Consider the following 20,104-nt stretch of genomic DNA (forward strand, 5'->3'; position numbering starts at 1 on the left):
GATCAGAGTAGGAGCGGCCCGGTCGGCCAGCAAGAAGGCCGACCGGGCCGCCCCTACGGTGTCATGGAGTGCTCAGCGCGCTTCGCGCACGACGACGACGTCCCCCGGCGCCACCGTCACCCGGCCGCCTCCGATCCGCTTGCCCGTCAGCAACTCCGTGGCGTCCGGGGCCACTTCGACCTCGGCGTCGTAATCGCCGTGGTTGATCAGGAACAGGTAGTCGGCGTTCTCGCCGCGTCGCAGCACCGCCTCCACCCCCTCGGGCGTCACCCGCACCGGCTCGACCCCCGCCTCCCGGCGGATACGGTCCAGCAGGGCCGCCAGCGTCGACGGATCCGGCAGGGTCGCCACGTACCAGGCCGTTCCCGTGCCGTGGGTGTGACGGGTGACCGCCGGGACACCGGCCAGCGGGCCCGACGTGTACGAGGTCACCGCCTCCGCGCCCGCGAGAGCGACCCGCTCCGACCACAGCCCCGCCTTACCGCCTTCGCTCAGGCCCACCGTCTCGCCCGGCAGCAGCGGGAACACCTCGTCCGTGCGGACGCCGAGCGCCTCGCGGAACGCGCCGGGGTAACCCCCGAGCCGCACATGGCAGTTGGCGTCCACGGCCCCGCTGTGGAAGCCGACGGCCAGGGTGCCGCCCCGCTCCGCGAAGGACGTCAGGTTCGCCGCGCCCTCGTCGTCGACCAGGTAGAGGCTCGGGGCCAGCACCAGGCGGTACGGGGAGAGGTCGGCGTCCGGGCGGACGAAGTCCACGGCGACGCCGGCCCGCCACAGCGGCTCGTACCAGGAGCGGACCAGGTCCAGGTAGCGGACCTCCTCGCTCGGCTGGGAGGGGAGTTCCAGGGCCCAGCGGGCGTTCCAGTCCCAGACGACGGCCACGGACGCGGTGCCGGTGCTGCCGCGGACCTCCGCCAGCGCCTTCAGGTCGGCGCCGAGTGCCACCACGTCCCGCCAGATCCGGCTGTCCGTGCCAGCGTGCGGAAGCATCGCCGAGTGCCACTGCTCGGCGCCCGCTTTGGCGGCCCGCCACTGGAAGTAGGCGATGCCGTCGGCGCCGTGCGCCACGTGGGCGAGGGCGTTGCGGCGCAGCTCCCCCGCCGTCTTGGCCCGGTTGACGGGCTGCCAGTTGACCGCGCCCGTCGAGTGCTCCATCAGCAGCCAGGGACGGCCGCCCGCCAGCGAGCGCACCAGGTCGCCGCTGAGCGCGATGTCGATCTGCGACTCGGGGTCGGTGGAGCGCAGGTAGTGGTCGTTGGAGACGACGTCCAGCTCGGGGGCCCAGCGCCAGTAGTCCAGCGCGTCGAAGTTGTACATCACCATGAAGTTGGTGGTGGCGGGCACCGAGGGCGCGGCCTCCCGCAGCACCTCACGCTCCGCCTTGTACAACGACAGCAGTTCGTCGCTGCAAAAGCGCCGCCAGTCCAGCTGATGGGTCGGGTTGGGTACGGCACCGGTGGCCCGGGGCGGGATGATCTCGTCCCAGTCGTAGTACCACTGGCTCCAGAAGGTGGTGCCCCAGGCGTGGTTGAGGGCCGCCAGGTCGTCCGAGTACCGCGCCCGCAGCCAGCGCCGGAACGCCTCGGCGCTGGTGTCGCAGTGGCACTCCGCGTTGTGGCAGCCGTACTCGTTGTGGATGTGCCACATCACCACGGCCGGGTGGTCGGCGTACCGCGCGGCCAGTTCGCCGGTGATCCGCAGGGCGGCCTCGCGGTAGGCGGGGCTGCTCGGGCAGAACGTCTGGCGGCTGCCGTACGACAGTCGGCGGCCGTCCCGGTCCACCGGCAGGGCCTCGGGATGCGCGCGGAAGAACCAGGCCGGCGGGGCCGCCGTCGGTGTGGCCAGGTCGGCGGCGATGCCGTGCTCGTGGAGCAGGGCGAGGATCCGGTCCAGGCGCGAGAAGTCGTACACGCCCTCACTCGGTTCGAGCAGTGCCCAGGAGAAGATGTTGACGCTGACCATGTTGACGCCGGCCTCGCGCATCAGGCGTACGTCCTCGGCCCAGACCTCCTCGGGCCACTGCTCGGGGTTGTAGTCGCCGCCGTAGGCGATGCCCGGCACGTCCAGGCGGCTCATCGGGCGACTCCCGACAGCAGCCGGCGGGTGGTCTCCACGCCCCACTGGTCCAGCGACAGCAGCCGGTCGCTGGAGGCCATCAGGCCGCCGGTCGCCTCCACGTGCGCCGCCCACCGCTCCCGGGTCTCCACCGCGGGGCGGGCCATCAGACAGTCGGGGTCGTTGATCCACAGGCGCCCGTGCTGCCACTGGCGGCCGGCACCGGTGAACTCGGCCGGGTCCTGGCCGGGCTGGCTGTAATCGTCGGCCTCGGGGCGGCGGTGCGGTGCCGTGTCGGGGCTGACCCGCATCGCGTCGAACAGGCCGATGGAGGGGAGGATCGGTGCGCCGCAGCCCAGCAGGTAGGCGTCCGGGCCGATGGCCTCGCGGATCAGCTCGATCCCCGAGCGGTAGGCCTCCAGGGCGTCGACGGGTGCGTGCCGTACGCCCTGCAGCGCGCCCGCGTACAGGAAGTCGACCTTGAAGTAGTCGTAGCCCTCGGCGCGCAGGGTCGTGAAGACGGACGTCAGGTACTCCGCCGCGGCCGGGTGGGTGGTGTCGAGGACGCAGAGGTCGTGCCCCCAGTTGCGGCCCGCGTGCGCGAAGCCGCCGTCGTCGTCCCGGACCAGCCAGTCGGGGTGGTCGGCGGCCAGGTCGCTCGCCGGGTCGACGAGGAAGGGGGCCGTCCAGATGCCGGCCCGGCGGCCGCGGGCGCGGATGGCGTCGGCGATGCCGGCGCGGGAGCGGAAGCGGCCGGAGAGCGTGAGCCAGTCGCCGAGGGCCTTCTGGTAGCCGTCGTCGATCTGGACGACGTCGACGGGCAGGTCGAGGGTGTCCATCGCGCGGAGGTTCTCGTGGATGTCGTCCTCGGTGACGGCGGTGAAGTACTCGTACCAGGAACACCAGACGGTCGGGGCCGGGCGGGGGGCCTCGATGCCGAGACCGGAGGCCCAGTCCGCCAGCACCGACTGGATGTGGGTGCCCGTCCACTCCTTCACCGGGCCGTCGGCGCTCACCTCCGCCGATCCGCCCGCCGCGACCAGGCGGATCGACGGCACTTCACGCGTCGGGTCCGCCGCCGCCCACAGCCGGACCGGCGAGCCGTCGCCCGGGTCGAGCGCCAGCAGGCCCTCGCCCTGGAAGGTGCCCTCGGGCGCGGTGACACCCGGCCGGTAGCAGACCGTCGCCCAGTTGTCGTTCGTCGGGCGGTACGGCGTCGCGTCGAGCGCGTAGGCGCCGCTGGGGCTCCAGGACTGCCAGCCCTCCTCGTGGACGCGGGCCCTGCGCGGGTCCACGGTCACGGTGGCGACCGGCGTGAAGGAGTGAGGCACGGTGGTTCTCTTTCGGGATAGGGCGGTCAGCCCTTGTTGGCGCCCAGGGTCAGGCCGCTGACGAACTGCCGCTGGAGCACGAAGTACACGATCAGCGTGGGGATCGCGGTGAGCAGGGCGCCGGCGGCGACCAGGTTGGGGTCGGTGAAGTACGCCCCGGTGAGGTTGTTCAGGGCGGAGGTGATCGGCATGTTCTCGCCGGTGGAGATCAGGACGAGGGCCCAGAAGAAGTCGTTGTAGATCCAGATGGACAACAACGTGGCCAGGGCCGCCATCGCCGGGCGGCACAGCGGCAGCACGATCTGCCAGTACATGCGCCACACCGAGGCGCCGTCCACCAGCGCGGCCTCGGTCAGCTCGTGCGGCAGCGAGCGCATGTAGTTGCTCAGCACGAACGCGCAGAAGCCGGACTGGAAGGCGACGTGGATGAGGACCAGGCCGAGCGCGGAGTCGTACAGCTTGCCGGACATGGTGATGCCGGGCAGGTCGACGAGCAGGTACAGGCGGTACAGCGGGGTGATGATGACCTGCTGCGGGAGCAGGTTGCCGGCGGTGAAGACCAGCAGCAGGAACAGGTTGATGCGGAAGTCGAAGCGGCTGACGTAGAAGGCCACCATCGACGACAGGAACAGCGTCACCAGCACCGCCGGCACGGCGATGATCATCGTGTTGACGAAGTAGTGCCCCATGTCCGACTGCGTGAACGCGTTGGTGAAGTTGTCGAGGCTCAGCTTGTCGGGCCACGAGACGTAGCCCTTCTCGCTGGTCTCCGCGTAGGGCCGCATGGCCGAGTACAGCGCCCACAGCAGCGGCCCGAGCCAGGCCAGCGCGGCGCCCGCGAGGAAGAGGTGCAGCAGGATCCGGGCGGGGCGCAGGGGCGTGCGGACCTTGGTCGTGACGGTGGTGCTCATGCGCGCCGCTCCTTGCGGAAGGTGGCCACCAGGTACGGGATGATCACGACGAGGGAGATCAGCAGCAGGACGACCGCGATCGCGGAGCCGTATCCGATGCGGCTGGACTCGCCGATGATGTTGTTGGTGACCAGGATCGAGAGCAGTTCGGTGCCCTCGGCGCCCTTGTTGAAGACGAAGACCAGGTCGAAGGCGCGCAGGGCCTCGATGATGGTGACGACGAGGACGACGGTGTTGGTGGGGCGCAGCGTCGGGAAGATGACGTTCTTGAACGTCTGCCACTCGTTCGCCCCGTCCAGCGCGGACGCCTCGCGCAGCGAGGGGTCGACGCCCTTCAGGCCGGCCAGGTAGAGGATCATCATGTAGCCGGTGTGGCGCCAGGACGCGGCGATGAGGATCGCCCACAGGTTGAGGTCCGGGTCGCCGATCCAGTCGATGTACTTGCCCGGCTCGTTGGCCCCGATGAGGCTGTTGATCAGACCGGTGTCGGGGTTGTAGATGAGCTGCCAGACGAAGCCGATCACGGCCATCGACATGACGACGGGCAGGAAGAACGCCGTCTGGTAGACGCGGCTGAAGCGGATCTTCTTGTCCAGCTGCACGGCCAGGAACAGGCCGAGCGGTGTGGGGATCGCGATCAGGACGACGAACCAGATGACGTTGTGCTCGACGGCGGGCCAGAACTGCGGGTTCTGCTCGAACAGCTCCTTGAAGTTCTGGAGTCCGACCCACTTGATCGAGTCGAAGCCGATGCCGTCCCAGGTGGTGAAGGCCAGCGCGATCGAGGCGAAGGCCGTCACCCACACCAGGGCGATGTGCAGGAGCGTCGGCAGACCCGCCATCAGCGCCAGGGTGAACCGGTCGCGGCGGGTGAGCAGGCGGCGGTGCCCTTGGGGCACCTTCTTGGCGGGGGCAGCGCCCGGAGGCGGCACGGCGGCCGCCTCCGGGATCTCCTTGGTGGTTTCGGTGGTCATGACGAGGCGAAGATCGTCTTCTTCTGGCGCTCGATCGACGTCAGCAGACTGTCGACGCCCTTGGGGTCGCGGATGAACTTCTGCAGCGCGGGCTGCATCACCGTGGAGGTGAAGTCCGGGCGGCTGTCGCGGTCCATGAACTGCGTGAGGCTCTTGGCCCCGGCGATCATCTCGTACGCCTTCTTCTGAAGGGGGGTGTACGCGGAGGTGTCGGCCTTGGTGGAGGCGGCCACCACGCTCGGGTCGGCCTTGAGGTAGATCTCCTCGGCCTCCGGCGTGCCCAGGTACTTCAGGAGCTTGACGGCTTCGGCCTTGTTCTTCGGGCTCTTGCTCATCATGAAGCCGTCGGTGGGCGCCTCGACGGTGTCCTGGCCGAACTGCGGGTCGATCTCCGGGAAGGCGAAGAAGTCGAGGTCCTCGAGGTCGGCCGCGTTGGTGAACTGCTGGCCCACGAAGGTGCCCAGCAGGTACATGCCGGCCTTCTTCGACACCAGGGTCTGCGCGGCGTCCTGCCAGGTGCGGCCGACGGCGCCCTCCTGGTGGTACGGAAGGATCTCGGTCCACAGGTCGAAGACCTTGCGCACCTTGGCGTCGGTCCAGGAGGCCTTGCCCGCCATCAGCTCGACGTGGAAGTCGTAGCCGTTCTGCCGGAAGTTGATCTGGTCGAAGGTGCCGAGCGCGGGCCAGGCGTCCTTGTCGCCGAAGGCGATCGGGACCAGCTTGTCCTTCTGCATCTGCTTACAGAGCGCGAGGAAGTCGTCCCAGGTGGTGGGGACCTCGTAGCCGTACTGCTTGAAGACGCTCTTGCGGTAGAAGACCGCCCACGGGTACGTGTACAGCGGCACGAAGTAGTACTTGCCGTCCTCGCCCTTGCTGAGCTTCTGCATGGCCTCGGGGAAGTTGCCCGAGATCGTCTGCCACACGTCGTCGATGGGGGTGGCGAGACCCTTGGCCGCGAAGAACTGCATCCGGTAGCCCGCGAACCAGGTGAACACGTCGTCCGGCGTGCCCTGGAGGTAGGAGTTGATCTGCTCCTGGAAGGTGTTCGAGTCCTTGGTGTTCACGTCGACCGTGATGCCGGACTTCTTCTTGTAGGCCGCGTAGATGTCGGCGAACGCCTTCTTCGGCACGGCGTCGGACGCCTTGGAGCCGAGGGTGACCGTCTTCGGGTCGGCGGCCGATCCGCTGCCGCCGCAGGCGCTCAGCAGGGGTATGCCGGCGCCGAGGAGGGCCGCGCCGCCCACGCCGCGCAGCACGCTGCGGCGGCTGGGAGAGGGGAAGGAGAGACCGGAGGGAGAGAGGTCGTGCATGAACGGCTCCTGACGGGGAGGGTTCGGTCTCGGAGGGCTTGAAGGCCGGTCGTAATCAACCAGAAATCAACTTGACCGAACACGATGGCGCAATGACAGCGGTATGTCAGGTCATACGTCAATAGCTTTCGGCCCGGTTTGTCGAAACGTAATCGACACCACTCCCCTCCCGGCCCCTGGGATCAGCTGTAGGCGGCGCACGCCTACGGGAGCGCGCGCCTCTCCTGGAGGATCGAGCCGCGGGTCGCGTCCGCCTGGTTCTCGGCCCCGCCACAGGGCCGGTGATCTCGGGACGCGCTCATGGAAGCGATCTGGACCGGTTGAAGGCCGAGACCAGCCGGCCGGGCCGGCGGCGTCGTACGGTCCCCCGGTGTCCCCTGCGTTCCGGCTCCCGGCCGTCCAGCTGGATCCAGATCCGCACCTCGGTCCCGCCGAGCACGGACGAGCCGATCCGCACGTCCCCGCCCGTCGCCTCCGCGAGCCGGCGCACGATGTCGAGCCCGAGCCCGGTCGAACCCGCGCTCCCCGAACCCCGGCCGCGCGCCATCGCCGCCTCGGGGTCGGGTATGCCCGGGCCCGCGTCGGACACCAGCACGATCACCGCGTCCTCGCCGTTGTGCAGGTCGACGGCGAAGGCCGTGCCCTGCGCGGTGTGCCGGAAGACGTTGCCGAGCAGAGCGTCCAGGGCGGCGGCCAGATCCGTGCGGGCCACGGGGATGCGCAGTGGCCGGTCGGCACCGGCCACCCGCCACTTGCGCCCCTCGTCCTCCGCCAGCGCCGACCAGAACCCCATGCGCTCCCGCACGACCTCGGCCGCGTCGCACCCGGCGCCGGGCCCCGCCGCCGCGGTCTGCGGTTTGGCGTCCCGGGCGGTACGGATGATGGTGTCGACCTCGCGCTCCAGCTGGGCGACCGCGGCCCGGGTCTGCTCGGCGGCCGGCCCGTCGCCGAGTGAGGCCGCGTTCAGCCGCAGGACGGTCAGCGGGGTCCGCAGCCGGTGGGACAGGTCGGCGGCCAGCTCCCGCTCGTTGGCGAGGAGTTGCACGACCTGGTCGGCCATGGAGTTGAACGCGACGGCCGCCAGTCGCAGTTCGTTCGGCCCTTCCTCCGGCACCCTCGCGCCCAGCTTGCCCTCCCCCAGTTCGTGCGCGCCCTCGACCAGGCGCTGGGCGGGCCGCACCATCCGGACCCCCAGCCGGTCCGCGACGGCCACCGAGCCGACGACGAGTGCGACACCGACGCCGGCCAGCACCGCCCAGGCCATGGCGACGCCGTTGCCGACCTCGGACTCGGGGACGTACACCTCGACGACCGCGATCTCGCCGGAGCTCAACGCGACCGGCTGGAGCAGCGTGGAGCCGCCGGGTACCTCGCTGGTGGAGGCCCGGCCCAGCTTCCGCACGGTCGCGACGTCCCGGTCGGCGGCGCGCTGTCGCCCGAGGTCGACGGCACCCGCGCCGTCGGACGCCGGTATGTGCACAGCCATGCCCGCGTCCGACCCCGCCGAGGCGACGACCCGCTCCAGCTGGTCGCGGTCGGTGGTGATGGACAGGGCGGGGGCGACGGCCGCGGCCTGCCGTTCGGCGTTGGAGAAGGCGCGGTCGCGGGCCATCTCCCTGATGACGAGGCCGAGCGGGATCGCGAAGGCGACCACGACCATGGTGGTGACCGCCAGCGAGACCTTCACCAGGGCCCATCTCATCGCGCCGGCTCCGGTCCCGGTGGTTCGAGCTTCACGCCGACCCCACGCAGGGTGTGCAGATAGCGCGGGCTCGCGGCCGTCTCGCCGAGCTTGCGGCGCAGCCACGACAGATGGACGTCGATGGTCTGGTCGTCGCCGTACGACTGCTGCCACACCTCGGCGAGCAGTTCCTTGCGGGGGACGACCACGCCGGGCCGCCCGGCCAGAAAGGCGAGCAGGTCGAACTCACGCCGGGTGAGGTCCAGCCGGACGCCGTCCAGCTCGGCCTGGCGGCGCAGCGGGTCGACTCTCAGGCCGCCGACGCGCAGCACGCACTCCGGCGGCCCGTCGCCCCCGGCGGTGCGGGACCGCCGTAGGACGGCCGCCATCCGGGCCGAGAGGTGCTCGACGGAGAACGGCTTGGTCAGGTAGTCGTCCGCACCCGCGTTCAGCAGCCGGACGATCTCCGTCTCGTCGTCCCGGGCGGTGGCGATGATCACCGGGACGTCGGTGATGCCGCGCAGCATCTTGAGGGCCTCGGAGCCGTCGAGGTCGGGCAGACCGAGGTCCAGGATCACCACGTCGAAACGGAAATGGGCGACCTCGCGCAGCGCCTCCAGCGCCGTGCCGACACTGCGCACCGTGTGGGCGGCGTCGGTCAGGTGCCGGATGAGCGCCGAGCGTACGAACTGGTCGTCCTCGACCACGAGCACACTTGCCATGCGCCGCAACCTACGCCATGCGGCGAGGGCCCATCCGGCGCCTGTGGACAACTCCCACCTGTGGACAAGCGGCCCGGGACCGGGCGACACCGGTGGGACCCGTGAGGCAGTATGGCCGCGATGCGCAGAGGACTCGTACACGTACTGGCCTGGATGCTCGCCACCGGCGCGGCGGCCACGCTGTCGTGGTGGGGCGTCCACACGGTGATGGAGGGAACGGCGTACGACCCGCCGCGCGCCCTGCCCGTCACGACGGCCGACGCGACCACGCAGGAGTCGAAGCCGCTGGCGTCGTCGACGGCCCGGGAGTCCCTCTCGCCCCGGCCCGTGAGCCCGTCGCCGAGTCCGGACGACAGGTCCCCGAAGCCCGCTTCCGGCACTCCCGCGAGGACCTCGGACCCCAGTCCCTCGCCCTCCGCTTCGGGGCAGGTCAAGAGCTACGACACCGACGGCGGCCGGGCGGTCTTCGACCTCGGCGAGACGTCCGCGACCCTGGTGTCGGCGACGCCGGGCACGGGCTGGTCGATGCAGGTGTGGAAGACGGAGTCGTGGATCCGGGTGGAGTTCGCCTCGGGCACGGACCGGGTCTCGGTGTTCTGTACCTGGCACGACGGGCCGCCGCGGGTGGAGATCGGCACCTACTGAGTCACCTGAAGACCGACGGGGGAGGCGCCGGGGAGGCCACGGCCGCCGCGTCGGCCACCGGCAGCGCACCGCCGGTGAAGTCGGTGAGCCCCCTGCCGTGTTCGACCCGGCCGGGGTGCGGGTCGGAGGCGGCGCGGCGGGTGAGTTCGGCGAGCGGGAGCGGACGGTCGCAGGCGACGAGGACCGCGTTGCCGAAGCGCTTGCCGCGCAGCACGGTCGGGTCCGCGACCAGGGCGAGTTCCGGGAAGCGGGCCGCGGCGGTGGCGATCTGGCCGCGCAGGTGGGCCAGCGGCGGCCCGTCGGCGAGGTTGGCCGCGTACAGACCACCAGGCTTCAGCGCCCGGCGTACCTCGTCGAGGAACTCGGTCGAGGTGAGGTGGGCCGGGGTGCGGGCCCCGCTGAACACGTCGGCGATGACGAGGTCGGCCCAGCCGTCGGGCACCTTGGCCAGACCCTCGCGGGCGTCGACGGAACGCACCCGGATCCGGGCACCCGGGTCCAACGGCAGTTGCCGGCGGACCAGTTGGACGAGGGCCGCGTCCCGCTCCACGACCTGCTGGGTGGAACGGGGGCGGGTGGCGGCGACGTAACGGGCGAGGGTCAGCGCGCCCCCACCGAGGTGCACGGCGTGCAGGGGCTTGCCGGGCGGCGCGGCCAGGTCGATGACGTGCCCGAGCCGCCGCTGGTACTCGAAGGACAGATAGGCGGGATCGTCCAGGTCGACGTGCGACTGCGGCGCCCCGTCGACGAGCAGCGTCCAGGCCCGCGCCCGGTCCCGGTCGGGTATGAGCTCGGCGAGCCCGCCGTCGACGGCCTCGACGACGGCCGCCGCGGCCGCGCTGCCGCGCCGGGGGTTCCTGGACTTTCCCATGACGCCATTATCAGGCGCCGCGGAACGGCGGGCTCAACGAGCCCGGCCCGGCCTCACCGGCAGTTGTCCGCCGCCTCGATCAGGCGCGCCGCCTCCCCCAGCGCCGCCCGCAGCACGGCCGGATCGGTCGCCAGATCCGCCTCCCCCGGCGGCAGCAGCCAGTCCGACCCCCCGGCCGGCGGCTCGGGGCTCAGCCGCAGGCCCCGTCCGTCCGTCTCCGTGCAGGTGCTGCCCGGCATGTCCCAGCCGGCCGCGGTCCCCGGCGGGACCACGAACCCGAGCGTGTCGCAGCCGTCGTCGTGCAGGACGGGCCCGACCGCGTCGTCGCCCGCCCCGCGCCGCAGGATGTCGACGGCCTCGAGCCCCTGCCGGGTCGGCACCGTGACCACGTCGCACGCGGCGTCCGGGCACGAGGGCGCACTCGAGGTGCGCGGCGTACAAAGGTCGGCGCTGTGTCTGGTCTCCATCCCGGCCTCCACCACGGAACCCTCCTCCAACGAACGGGTCGGGAGTCGGGCGGCTCCCGGTCCGCAGGGTTCAACGCGGCCCCGTGTCAACGGCTACGGCGGAAGTCAGCCGCAAAGGATGGCAGTTCATGGCGGATCCCGGATGAGATATCCGGTTTGTAGCCAAACACCGCGTGGCGGGTCCGACACAGCGGGTACGTTCTAGCCCGCCGGAAACAGGGCGGGACACGGACAACTCCCCGCGAATCCACCCTGCTTCCGGCATGGTTCGACGGTTCGCACGAGAGGACCCGGCCATGGCGTCGTCCACGATGACCCCGTCCCAGTCCCCCAGACCACCCCGACCGAACCTCGCGTTCCGGCAGTTGCGCGGCCAGCGCTCGCCGGCCGAGTTCGCCGCGGCGGTCCGGCGGGCAGCCCGCGAGATCGGCGAGCGGGTCAGCTGCGACGCACGCTATGTCGGCCGGGTCGAGGCGGGCGAGATCCGCTGTCCCAACTACGCGTACGAGCGGGTGTTCCTGCACATGTTCCCCGGCCGCACGCTCACCGACCTCGGGTTCGCGTCCCGCTCGTCCGTACGAGGACGCCGGGCGCCCGCACCCGAGGGCGCGCCCCCCTCGTGCGCGACGAGCCCGCCGCACGCCGCGGGTGAGAAGCGGGGGGCGTGCGAGCCGTATGACACGCACAGCCCGTACGACACGCACGACCCGGATGACCCACGGGACCCGTACGACACGCGGAACCCGTACGAGACGCACGACAACCACGAGGAGAGCGACGTGCTGCGTCGCGCATTCATGACCGGCGGGGGCGCCACGATGGCCGCCGCCTCGCTCGGTCCTTTCGCGCTCGCCTTCGACGCCTCGGCCGGGCAGCGCCCCGTCCGACGCGTCGGGACGAGCGAGGCGGGCGCCCTGGAAGAGGCCGTCCGCAGGATCCGGCTGCTCGACGACCGGCACGGCGCGGACGGCCTCTACCAGCGCGCGGCGGCCCCCCTGCGCGCCGCCTACGCCCTGCTCGACGCCGCCACGACCCGGCAGACGACCGCCGACCGGCTCCACTCGGGCGCCGGGGAACTGGCCATCTCGGTGGGCTGGCTGGCCCACGACTCGGGCCGCTTCGACGACGCCCGCTCGCACTACGCGGAGGCGCTGGCGACCGCCCGGGTGACCGGGGACGCGGGCCTGGAGGCGCACGCCTTCTGCAACACGGCGTTCCTCGCCCGGGACGCGGGCCGGCCGCGCGAGGCGGTACGTGCCGCGCAGGCCGCGCAACGCGTCGCCCGCCCTCTGGGCTCCGACCGCCTGATGTCGCTGCTCGCGCTGCGCGAGGCGGGCGGCTGGGCCGGACTCGCCGACCGCACCGGCTGCGAGCAGGCGCTCGCCCGGGCGCAGGCGCTCTTCGAGCGAGGCCGCTCGGACGCCGACCCCGAGTGGATGAGCTTCTACGGGGAGGCCGAGCTGGAGGGGCTGGAGGCGCAGTGCTGGTCGACGCTCGGGGACTGGCGGCGCGCGGCCCGGCACGCACGGCGGGCGGCCCGGCTGCAGGACCCGCACTTCACCCGGAACATCGCCCTGTACACGGCGGAGCTGGCGGACGACCTCGCGCGCGGGGGGCGCCCCGACGAGGCCGCGTCGGCGGGGATGCGGGTGCTGGACCTGCTGGACGAGGTCCAGTCGTCCAGGATCCAGACGATGCTGGCGGGCACGGCACGGGTCCTGCTGCCGCACCGGCGGGCCTCGGGGGTCTCGGCGTTCCTGGAACGGCACGCGAGCCTGCCGCGCACCCCCTGAGTGCCGCGCGGGCGGCTGCCGGGACAGGTGTCAGGAAAGGTGCCCCAGGTCGTTCCAGGACTCGATGGCCGGTTCGCCGTAGGCCCAGCCGAGGACCGACAGGGACGTCGGGTTCAGCCGGATCCGCGCCGCGAAGTCCAGCGGCAGCCCCAGCCAGCGTGCGCCTATGGAGCGCAGGATGTGCCCGTGCGCGAAGACCAGCACGTCCCCGTCCTGGGCTCGGGCCCAGGCCACCACCTCGTCCGCGCGCGCGGCGACCTCGGCCAGGCTCTCGCCCTCGGGTACGCCGTCGCGCCAGATGAGCCACCCGGGCCGGACGTCCTGGATCTCCCGCGGGGTCATGCCCTCGTAGGCGCCGTAGTCCCACTCCATGAGCGTGTCCCAGGTGCCCGCCCGCTCACCGAAGCCGGCGAGTTCGCACGTCTCACGCGCGCGTGCCAGCGGACTGGTGCGCACCTCGACCCCGGCGAGGCCGTCGAACGGCGCCCGGTGCAGGCGCTCGCCGAGCAGTTTGGCGCCGCGCCGGCCCTCTTCGAGGAGCGGTACGTCGGTCCTGCCGGTGTGCTTGCCGGACAGCGACCACTCGGTCTGTCCGTGCCGGGCCAGCAGGATGCGCGGTGCCATGTGAAACCCTTCCGGAACAAATCAGAGGCAGAACCCCTCCATCATCGCGCACCCTGGATCAGTGCCCGCCTGGGGCAACCCAACGGGCGATCTCCGCGTCTTTGAGGGCCGGGGGCGTGACACACGAGCGCGCGGACAGCCGTAAAGTGGCACGGCCGGGAAGACCCCCGGAAGCCGCGGAGACGAAGGGGGAGGGCGATCGGATGCCGCAGACCGAGACACCAGGCATCGAGGCGGGCCCGCGTCCCCGGCTGCGCTGGTGGACCGAACTGCCGCTGATCCTCCTGGTGTACGCCTGCTACTCCGCCGGCCGGCTCCTCGCCCGGGGCGACGTGTCGAGCGCCGTAGACCACGGTCTGACGATCCTGCGCGTCGAGAAGTTCCTGTACATCAACGCGGAGCACCCCCTCAACCGGCTCTTCACCCGCGAGGCGTGGATCGGCGTCCCGGCCGACTTCTGGTACGCGTCGCTGCACTACCTGGTCACCCCGGTCATCCTGGTCTGGCTGTTCAGGTCCCGCACGGTGCACTACCGCGTGGCCCGCACCTGGCTGATGACGTCGACCTTCATAGGCCTGATCGGCTTCACCCTGCTGCCGACCTGCCCGCCCCGGCTGCTCTCCTCCGGCCACGGCTTCGTGGACACGATGGCCCAGTACAGCTCGTACGGCTGGTGGGGCGGCGAGGCGAGCGCCCCCCGGGGTATGGGCGGCATGACGAACCAGTACGCGGCCATGCCGAGCCTGCACGTCGGCTGGGCGCTGTGGTGCGGTGTGATGCTGTGGAAGTACGGCCGCACGCGTACCGCGAAGGTCGCGGCGGTCGTCTACCCGCTGGTGACCACGATCGTGGTGATGGGCACCGCGAACCACTACTTCCTCGACGCGGTCGCCGGTGCGGCCGTGATGGGCGTGGGGCTGCTGCTCACGCCGTACGTCACGCGGTACGCGCAGCGGGCCGCGGAGCGGCTGCGGGAGCGGTTCGGGGCCCCGGTCGCGGGCGTCGCGGCGAACTCCCAGGGCGCACCTGCCTCAATTGTCAGTGGCGGATGCCAGACTTCCGCGAGTGAGCACATTCCACGGCAGCGCGAGTCACAGTTCGCAGGCGGAGCCGAGCCGAGTGCCTCTCCCAAGGACGCGGGAGAAGAAGCTCCGGCAGCGGCTCGCTGAGCTGCGCGGCCCCGAGGTCCCGGCCAAGGCGCTGGACGCGCGCGCTTTGGCGGCACTCGCCGCCAATCCCGGCTGCAGACGACGGGCCCTTCTCGACGGCGCCGGGGTGAACAAGGCGGCGCTGGCGGGCGCGCTGGGCTCGCCCGCCGCCTTCGGCCAGTCGCAGTTCGCCCTCACCCGGGGCAACGCGTTCGAGGCGCGGGTCAAGGCGGACGGCGGCGCGGAACTGCTGCGGCTGGTGCACGAGAAGCTGGACCGGCGGGCCGAGCCTCCGTCGGACGCCGAGCTCCCCGAGCTGACCGCGATCGGCCCCGAGGGCCGCACGGCACGCACCACCCACGCCCTGCGCGACGCCACCGCGACCGGCGGCTGGACCCTCCTCGACCATCCGATGCTGGCCCTGGACGTCGCCGGTTCGCCGGCCTTCCTGGAGCCGGACGCGGTGGTGGTGCATCCGGACGGCAGCTGGACGGTCGTGGAGATCAAGTCCTTCCCGATGCTGGACGGTTCGGCGGACCCGGCGAAGGTCGGCGCCGCCGCTCGCCAGGCCGCGGTCTACGTGCTGGCGCTGGAGGAGCTGGCGGCGCGTCTGGACCCGGCCCCCGCGGTGCGCCACCACGTCCTCCTGGTCTGCCCGAAGGACTTCTCCAACCTGGCCACCGCGTCCGCCGTCGACATCCGCAAGCAGCGCGCGGTGACCGCCCGCCAGCTGGCCCGGCTCACCCGCGTCCAGGACATCGCCGACGCCCTCCCCGAGGGCACCTGCTTCTCCCCCGACCTGCCCGCCGCCGAGCTCACCGCGGCCGTCGAGTCGGTCCCGGCGACCTACGCGCCCGAGTGCCTGTCCGCCTGTGAACTGGCCTTCCACTGCCGCGACCGTTCCCGCGCGGACGGCGCGGTGACCTCCCTCGGCCGCTCGGCACGCGCCGAACTCGGCGGCCTGACCACGGTCGAGGACGTCCTGGCGGCGGCCCGCGGCGAGGCCGGCGATCCCGCGGATCCGGCGGTGGCGGCGCTCAGAAGGGCGGCCGAGCTGAGGGCGGAGGCGCTGGGCGGCGCAGTCGAGGGAGGAGCCACGTGTCGCTGATCTCCACCCTCGCCCGGCTCGAAGCCGTCAGCAGCGGCCGCGCCCAGCCCGCCGCCACCGTCCGGCACCGGCGGCTGTCCGACCGGCCGCTCGTCCTCGTGCCGCTCACCACCGCCGGTGAGGCCGGCGCCCCGCTCGGCGCGCTGGTGGGCACCGACCGGGACGCCCCGCACCTGCTGGTCGTGGCGCAGCCACGCGACCGCGACCTCAGGTTCGCGTTCCTGTCCGAGCTGGCGGACGTCGTCCTGCCGTACCTCGACGGGTACGCCGAGTCCGTCGAGGCCGCCGAGCGCACGGAGACCGACCCGGAGACCGGCAAGCGGGTCAAGGTCGAGGTCGAGCTGTGCGCGGACGCGCCGCAGCTGATCGTGCCGAGCCGCGCCGGCGTGGAGTTCCTGCGGCTGCTGGGCCGCTCCATGCGCTTCAGGCGTACGGCCGAACAGGACCCGGAGACGCCCTATCCCGCGCCGCCCCGGCTGCCGCTGCTCGGCCGGTGGCTCACCCACTTCGCCGAGCGGGCCCGCGTGCCGGGCGCCTCCCTGCTGCCCGCGGTGACGGACCTGCTGGCCCGGCACTGGGCGAGTGGCCAGTCCACCCTGGAGGACCAGCACCTGGGCGCTCTGCTCGCCTGGATCGACCCGCCGGAGGGCGTGACCGGCGCCGAGGCCGCGCTCCGGGCCGAACTGGACCGGGACGCCGAGGGCCAGCTGCTCTGCCCGCCGGCCGGTCCCGCCACCGACCCGGCCTTCGACAACAGGCTGCTGGCCCCCGCCATCGAGCGCTACGACCGCGCGCGCACCGCCCTGGCCGCCGCCGAGGACGGCCTGGAGGCCGACGACCGGCTCGGTGCGCTCACCGCCGCCGAGCGGGAGATCCGGGCGCTGGTCGAGAGCCGTACCCGCCCCACCTGGGACGCGGTGTGGCGCGGCCTTGACCTGCTGCGGGCACTGCCCGAGGGCGCGCACGTCGAGGAGCGGTGGACCCGCGACCGCTGGTCCTTCACCGCCCACCGCGACCGCGTGCTGGCCGGCGAGCCCCCGCAGCCGCGCCGCGACGACGCGGTGACCGCCGCGAACAAGCTCGCCGCGCGCGAACGCGAGCAGGCCCGCCTGGAGGCCCAGGAAGCCCTCGACGATCCGCTGGTGATGGCGGGCCGGCGACTGTCCGGTGAGGCGTTCGCGGGCGAGGTCACGGACGTCGTCATGGCGTACAGCGAGGGCAAGCGGCCCAGCCCCCGCCCCCTGGTCACCGTGCGCACGGACGACCGGCCGTACCTGGGCGAGCGGGCCAGGGTGTACCGCTCCCTGGGCGGCAGGCCGCAGGCCGCCGAGTTCGTGGGGTACGAGGACGAGGGCGCGCTGGTGGTCCTGCGGATCGTCGACAAGATGGGCCGCGGCAAGGAGCCGGAGGTGGGCTCGGTACCGGAGAAGGGCGACCCGGTCTGCTTCACGCTCTTCGAGCACGAGCAGCGCGGCGGCGCGAAGCTGCCCGACCCGGAGGACACGCCGTGGACGCACGGCGGCCCGCCCGGCGAGGCGGCGGCTCCCGAACCCGACCCCGTGACCGCGGAGGACCTCCTGTGACGACCCAGGCATTCGACCCCGGTGCGGAAGCCGCCCGCGCGACCGGGGCGATCCTGCACGACACCCTGCACGGCTCGGCGCGCGGCGTCGTCGTCGACTCCCCTCCCGGCGCCGGCAAGTCGACGCTCGTGGTGCGCGCGGCGCTGGAACTGGCGGACGCGGGGCGCCCGTTGATGGTGGTCGCGCAGACCAACGCGCAGGTGGACGACCTCGTCGTCCGGCTCGCCGAGAAGAGTCCGGACCTGCCGGTCGGCCGCCTGCACAGCAGTGACGCCGACCCGTACGACAAGGCGCTCGACGACCTGCCGAACGTCCGGAAGTCGGCGAAGGCAGGCGATCTCACCGGGCTGGCGGTGGTGATCTCGACGGCCGCCAAATGGGGTCACGTCAAGGTCGACGAACCGTGGCGGCACGCCATCGTCGACGAGGCCTACCAGATGCGCTCGGACGCGCTGCTCGCCGTGGCCGGCCTGTTCGAGCGGGCACTGTTCGTGGGCGACCCGGGGCAGCTCGACCCGTTCGCGATCGTGGGCAGCGAGCAGTGGGCGGGCCTGTCGTACGACCCGTCGTCCTCCGCGGTGACAACCCTGCTCGCGCACAACCCGGAGCTGCCGCAGCACCGGCTGCCGGTGTCCTGGCGACTCCCGGCGTCGGCCGCGCCCCTGGTCTCCGACGCGTTCTACCCGTACACGCCGTTCCGCAGCGGCACGGGACACGACGACCGGCGGCTCGCCTTCGCCGTACCGGCGGACGGTTCCGGGGCGGACCGGGTGATCGACGAGGCGGCCGAGTCCGGCTGGGGGCTGCTGGAGCTGCCCGCGCGGCACACCCCGCGGACGGATCCCGAGGCGGTGCGGGCCGTCGCGGCGGTCGTACGGCGCCTGCTCGACCGGGGCGGGGCGGCCACGTCGGAGCGCTCCCCCGACCCCACGCCGCTCACCGCCGACCGGATCGCCGTCGGCACGGCCCACCGGGACCAGGCGGCGGCGGTCCGCGCGGCCCTGACCGAGCTGGGCGTCACGGAGGTGACCGTCGACACCGCGAACCGCCTCCAGGGCCGTGAGTACGACGTCACGGTCGTCCTCCACCCCCTCTCCGGCCGCCCCGACGCCACCGCCTTCCACCTGGAGACCGGCCGCCTGTGCGTGCTGGCCTCCCGCCACCGGCACGCCTGCATCGTGGTGTGCCGCGAGGGCGTCGCCGACCTGCTCGACGACTACCCGTCCACGGAACCGGTCCAGCTGGGAACCCTCGTGAAGTTCCCGGACGGCTGGGAGGCGAACCACGCGGTCCTGGCACACCTCGCCGAACACCGGGTCCCCCACCGCCCCTGACCCACCCGACCACACCACCGCCACCACCCGCCCACCCCTGCCGGACGGAGTCCGGCACGCCGCCGGAGGCGGCCCACGAACACAGCCCGGACGGCTGGGAGGCGAACCACGGGTCCTGGCACACCTCGCCGAACACCGGATCCCCCACCGCCCCTGACCCACCCGAGGCCGCCGACCACACCATCGCCGCCACCCCTGCCGGACGGAGTGGCGGCGCCTCGCCGGGCTTGATGCGGCCGGGGTGACCAGGGAAACCTCTCTGGGCGCCCTGCCCTCTTGCGCGGGCGCGGGAGAATGGACGGTGGCCCGCGCACCTGCGGGTCATCCGTGACGTACGTACGAGGAGGACAAGACATGGCGGAGCCCACGCCGCGTCGGAACGAATCGCGGCTACGCCCCGCGCCCCTGCTCTTCGAGCCCGCGCAGGTCGCCGACGACCCGGAGCACTTCTTCGATCTGGAGTCGATGGACGACCCCCGCGCCCTGCTGGACCGTGCCACCGAGCTGACACAGGCGTTCCGCGCGGCGGCCGACCGTGCCGTGGAGTTCCAGGCGATCGCGGCGGCCCAGCTGGCCGACCCGCGCCGTTTCGACCGGTTGACGGCGTCGGACATCGCCGCCCGGGCCGAGTGGACCGAGGACTACGCGAAGAAGATGGTCGAGTTCGGCCGGGATCTGCTGCGAGGAGCCGAGGTACCGGGACACACCGACCCGGTGTGACGGGGGCGACGTCCGGGGCGTCCCGGCGCACTCGAGGCGCATTCCCCCCGCATTCACTACCCGGCATATGCCAGGCGGGCAAGATACCCCGTCCCATCCTCGCTCGTCCCGAGTTCCGGCAACTCTGGGAAACGGCACACTCACGGCCCGTAGACGTAGATGCCATGAGCAGCACACGCGAAGAGACCCCGGCCCACGCCCCCCACTTCGACGTCTCCGGTGTCACCTCGGAAGGCGCGGCCTGGCTCGCCACGGCAGGAACGTATCCGCGCAGCACCCTCGCGCTCTGGGAGGAGCGGCCGGACGCCCCGGTCGTCCTGCCCTGCGGCACCGCCTTCGACATCGTCAGCGCCCCCGCGGTCTTCGGCCGCCGGATGCTCGACCGCCTGTGGGACGAGGGCCCCGGCTCCGGACCGGTCGCGGCGTTCCGGGGCCGGATGCTGCTGTTCGCCGCGCCCGGCACGGCACCTCGGCTGCCGTCGCTGCTGCACTGGGAGGAGTTCGGCCGCACCGGGGCCATCCCGCCGCTGCTGTGCCACGGCGTCGGCGACGCGGTGACCGTTCCCGCCCCGATGAGCGGCGCCCCCAGCTCGTCCGGCGCCCGCTGGCTGGTCGCCCCGGACACCCGTCGCCCCTGGCTGCCGGGGGCCGAGATCCTGCTCTGGGCGGCCGTGCGGGCGGCCCGCGCGGCCGTGCGGATATCGATTTTTCCTCCCGCCGATCAGGATGCTAAGGTCTACGACGTCAGCAGGCGCCGCTAGCTCAGTTGGTTAGAGCAGCTGACTCTTAATCAGCGGGTCCGGGGTTCGAGTCCCTGGCGGCGCACA

General features: G+C 72.4%; 18 protein-coding genes and 1 tRNA gene. 9 read left to right on the forward strand and 10 right to left on the reverse strand.

What is annotated here, in order from left to right; all coding sequences use genetic code 11:
* Positions 1 to 72 precede the first annotated feature (72 nt).
* From AQJ84_RS33205 to AQJ84_RS33235, 7 genes are all read right to left on the reverse strand, one after another.
* Positions 73 to 2,076 carry a beta-galactosidase gene (locus tag AQJ84_RS33205; protein WP_053191192.1) on the reverse strand — a complete coding sequence of 668 codons (2,004 nt, stop codon included), beginning with the start codon at positions 2,074 to 2,076 and terminating at the stop codon, positions 73 to 75.
* Complete coding sequence (locus AQJ84_RS33210) at positions 2,073 to 3,386, reverse strand: glycoside hydrolase family 36 protein (protein ID WP_053191190.1); 1,314 nt, start codon at positions 3,384 to 3,386, stop codon at positions 2,073 to 2,075. Before AQJ84_RS33210 ends, AQJ84_RS33205 begins: the two co-directional genes overlap by 4 nt.
* Before the next feature lie 26 nt (positions 3,387 to 3,412).
* Positions 3,413 to 4,297, reverse strand: a complete 885-nt coding sequence (locus tag AQJ84_RS33215) for a carbohydrate ABC transporter permease (RefSeq protein WP_030040332.1) — start codon at positions 4,295 to 4,297, stop codon at positions 3,413 to 3,415.
* The gene (locus AQJ84_RS33220) at positions 4,294 to 5,271 is read right to left on the reverse strand and encodes a carbohydrate ABC transporter permease (protein ID WP_053191188.1); all 978 of its coding nucleotides are present in this window, start codon (positions 5,269 to 5,271) and stop codon (positions 4,294 to 4,296) included. The genes AQJ84_RS33215 and AQJ84_RS33220 overlap by 4 nt, the downstream gene beginning before the upstream one ends.
* Positions 5,268 to 6,581 carry an ABC transporter substrate-binding protein gene (locus tag AQJ84_RS33225; RefSeq protein ID WP_030040334.1) on the reverse strand — a complete coding sequence of 438 codons (1,314 nt, stop codon included), beginning with the start codon at positions 6,579 to 6,581 and terminating at the stop codon, positions 5,268 to 5,270. Before AQJ84_RS33225 ends, AQJ84_RS33220 begins: the two co-directional genes overlap by 4 nt.
* 298 nt (positions 6,582 to 6,879) lie before the next feature.
* On the reverse strand, positions 6,880 to 8,283 hold the full coding sequence (locus AQJ84_RS33230; protein WP_030040335.1) for a sensor histidine kinase: 1,404 nt from the start codon (positions 8,281 to 8,283) through the stop codon (positions 6,880 to 6,882).
* Positions 8,280 to 8,984, reverse strand: coding sequence for a response regulator transcription factor (locus tag AQJ84_RS33235; protein ID WP_030040336.1), 705 nt, complete (start codon positions 8,982 to 8,984; stop codon positions 8,280 to 8,282). Before AQJ84_RS33235 ends, AQJ84_RS33230 begins: the two co-directional genes overlap by 4 nt.
* 120 nt (positions 8,985 to 9,104) lie before the next feature.
* On the opposite strand from AQJ84_RS33235, the gene AQJ84_RS33240 reads away from it, so the two are divergent.
* A complete protein-coding gene (locus AQJ84_RS33240) occupies positions 9,105 to 9,629 on the forward strand; it encodes a hypothetical protein (protein ID WP_030040337.1) in 525 nt (174 codons plus the stop codon).
* A gap of 1 nt (position 9,630) precedes the next feature.
* On the opposite strand, the gene AQJ84_RS33245 is transcribed toward AQJ84_RS33240, so the two are convergent.
* Together AQJ84_RS33245 and AQJ84_RS33250 are read right to left on the reverse strand one after the other, a co-directional pair.
* The gene (locus tag AQJ84_RS33245) at positions 9,631 to 10,500 is read right to left on the reverse strand and encodes a spermidine synthase (protein WP_053191186.1); all 870 of its coding nucleotides are present in this window, start codon (positions 10,498 to 10,500) and stop codon (positions 9,631 to 9,633) included.
* 53 nt (positions 10,501 to 10,553) lie between these two features.
* Positions 10,554 to 10,967, reverse strand: a complete 414-nt coding sequence (locus tag AQJ84_RS33250; protein ID WP_053191221.1) for a hypothetical protein — start codon at positions 10,965 to 10,967, stop codon at positions 10,554 to 10,556.
* 296 nt (positions 10,968 to 11,263) lie between these two features.
* Between AQJ84_RS33250 and AQJ84_RS33255 the strand changes: the two genes are divergently transcribed.
* Entirely contained in the window at positions 11,264 to 12,760 is a 1,497-nt protein-coding gene (locus tag AQJ84_RS33255) for a hypothetical protein (protein ID WP_030040340.1), read from the forward strand.
* A gap of 30 nt (positions 12,761 to 12,790) precedes the next feature.
* Here the strand turns inward: AQJ84_RS33255 and AQJ84_RS33260 are convergent, their stop codons facing one another.
* The gene (locus AQJ84_RS33260; RefSeq protein ID WP_030040341.1) at positions 12,791 to 13,384 is read right to left on the reverse strand and encodes a histidine phosphatase family protein; all 594 of its coding nucleotides are present in this window, start codon (positions 13,382 to 13,384) and stop codon (positions 12,791 to 12,793) included.
* A 203-nt stretch (positions 13,385 to 13,587) separates the two neighbouring features.
* Between AQJ84_RS33260 and AQJ84_RS33265 the strand changes: the two genes are divergently transcribed.
* The 7 genes from AQJ84_RS33265 (at position 13,588) to AQJ84_RS33295 (ending at position 20,102) form a co-directional block, all read left to right on the forward strand.
* Positions 13,588 to 14,553 carry a phosphatase PAP2 family protein gene (locus AQJ84_RS33265; RefSeq protein WP_030040342.1) on the forward strand — a complete coding sequence of 322 codons (966 nt, stop codon included), beginning with the start codon at positions 13,588 to 13,590 and terminating at the stop codon, positions 14,551 to 14,553.
* The gene (locus AQJ84_RS33270; RefSeq protein ID WP_053191184.1) at positions 14,504 to 15,640 is read left to right on the forward strand and encodes a hypothetical protein; all 1,137 of its coding nucleotides are present in this window, start codon (positions 14,504 to 14,506) and stop codon (positions 15,638 to 15,640) included. The genes AQJ84_RS33265 and AQJ84_RS33270 overlap by 50 nt, the downstream gene beginning before the upstream one ends.
* Positions 15,631 to 17,223: a hypothetical protein gene (locus tag AQJ84_RS33275; protein ID WP_053191181.1), complete on the forward strand. Its 1,593-nt coding sequence runs from the start codon at positions 15,631 to 15,633 to the stop codon at positions 17,221 to 17,223. The genes AQJ84_RS33270 and AQJ84_RS33275 overlap by 10 nt, the downstream gene beginning before the upstream one ends.
* On the forward strand, positions 17,220 to 18,557 hold the full coding sequence (locus AQJ84_RS33280; RefSeq protein ID WP_053191180.1) for an AAA domain-containing protein: 1,338 nt from the start codon (positions 17,220 to 17,222) through the stop codon (positions 18,555 to 18,557). Before AQJ84_RS33275 ends, AQJ84_RS33280 begins: the two co-directional genes overlap by 4 nt.
* Before the next feature lie 354 nt (positions 18,558 to 18,911).
* On the forward strand, positions 18,912 to 19,277 hold the full coding sequence (locus AQJ84_RS33285; RefSeq protein WP_030040348.1) for a hypothetical protein: 366 nt from the start codon (positions 18,912 to 18,914) through the stop codon (positions 19,275 to 19,277).
* A 164-nt stretch (positions 19,278 to 19,441) separates the two neighbouring features.
* A complete protein-coding gene (locus AQJ84_RS33290; RefSeq protein ID WP_059198892.1) occupies positions 19,442 to 20,038 on the forward strand; it encodes a bifunctional DNA primase/polymerase in 597 nt (198 codons plus the stop codon).
* Positions 20,029 to 20,102: transfer RNA gene (locus tag AQJ84_RS33295), tRNA-Lys, on the forward strand. Before AQJ84_RS33290 ends, AQJ84_RS33295 begins: the two co-directional genes overlap by 10 nt.
* Positions 20,103 to 20,104: the final 2 nt, after the last annotated feature.

The sequence above is a fragment of the Streptomyces resistomycificus genome (genome assembly GCF_001514265.1).
In the GTDB taxonomy this organism is placed as follows: domain Bacteria; phylum Actinomycetota; class Actinomycetes; order Streptomycetales; family Streptomycetaceae; genus Streptomyces; species Streptomyces resistomycificus.

Coding starts and splice junctions, on each gene's coding strand:
- AQJ84_RS33285 (WP_030040348.1), top strand. CDS start 18,912: ATGGCGGAGCCCACGCCGCGTCGGAACGAATCGCGGCTACGCCCCGCG.
- AQJ84_RS33240 (WP_030040337.1), top strand. CDS start 9,105: ATGCGCAGAGGACTCGTACACGTACTGGCCTGGATGCTCGCCACCGGC.
- AQJ84_RS33265 (WP_030040342.1), top strand. CDS start 13,588: ATGCCGCAGACCGAGACACCAGGCATCGAGGCGGGCCCGCGTCCCCGG.
- AQJ84_RS33250 (WP_053191221.1), bottom strand. CDS start 10,967: ATGGAGACCAGACACAGCGCCGACCTTTGTACGCCGCGCACCTCGAGT.
- AQJ84_RS33225 (WP_030040334.1), bottom strand. CDS start 6,581: ATGCACGACCTCTCTCCCTCCGGTCTCTCCTTCCCCTCTCCCAGCCGC.
- AQJ84_RS33235 (WP_030040336.1), bottom strand. CDS start 8,984: ATGGCAAGTGTGCTCGTGGTCGAGGACGACCAGTTCGTACGCTCGGCG.
- AQJ84_RS33220 (WP_053191188.1), bottom strand. CDS start 5,271: ATGACCACCGAAACCACCAAGGAGATCCCGGAGGCGGCCGCCGTGCCG.
- AQJ84_RS33230 (WP_030040335.1), bottom strand. CDS start 8,283: ATGAGATGGGCCCTGGTGAAGGTCTCGCTGGCGGTCACCACCATGGTC.
- AQJ84_RS33260 (WP_030040341.1), bottom strand. CDS start 13,384: ATGGCACCGCGCATCCTGCTGGCCCGGCACGGACAGACCGAGTGGTCG.
- AQJ84_RS33215 (WP_030040332.1), bottom strand. CDS start 4,297: ATGAGCACCACCGTCACGACCAAGGTCCGCACGCCCCTGCGCCCCGCC.
- AQJ84_RS33290 (WP_059198892.1), top strand. CDS start 19,442: ATGAGCAGCACACGCGAAGAGACCCCGGCCCACGCCCCCCACTTCGAC.
- AQJ84_RS33255 (WP_030040340.1), top strand. CDS start 11,264: ATGGCGTCGTCCACGATGACCCCGTCCCAGTCCCCCAGACCACCCCGA.
- AQJ84_RS33205 (WP_053191192.1), bottom strand. CDS start 2,076: ATGAGCCGCCTGGACGTGCCGGGCATCGCCTACGGCGGCGACTACAAC.
- AQJ84_RS33245 (WP_053191186.1), bottom strand. CDS start 10,500: ATGGGAAAGTCCAGGAACCCCCGGCGCGGCAGCGCGGCCGCGGCGGCC.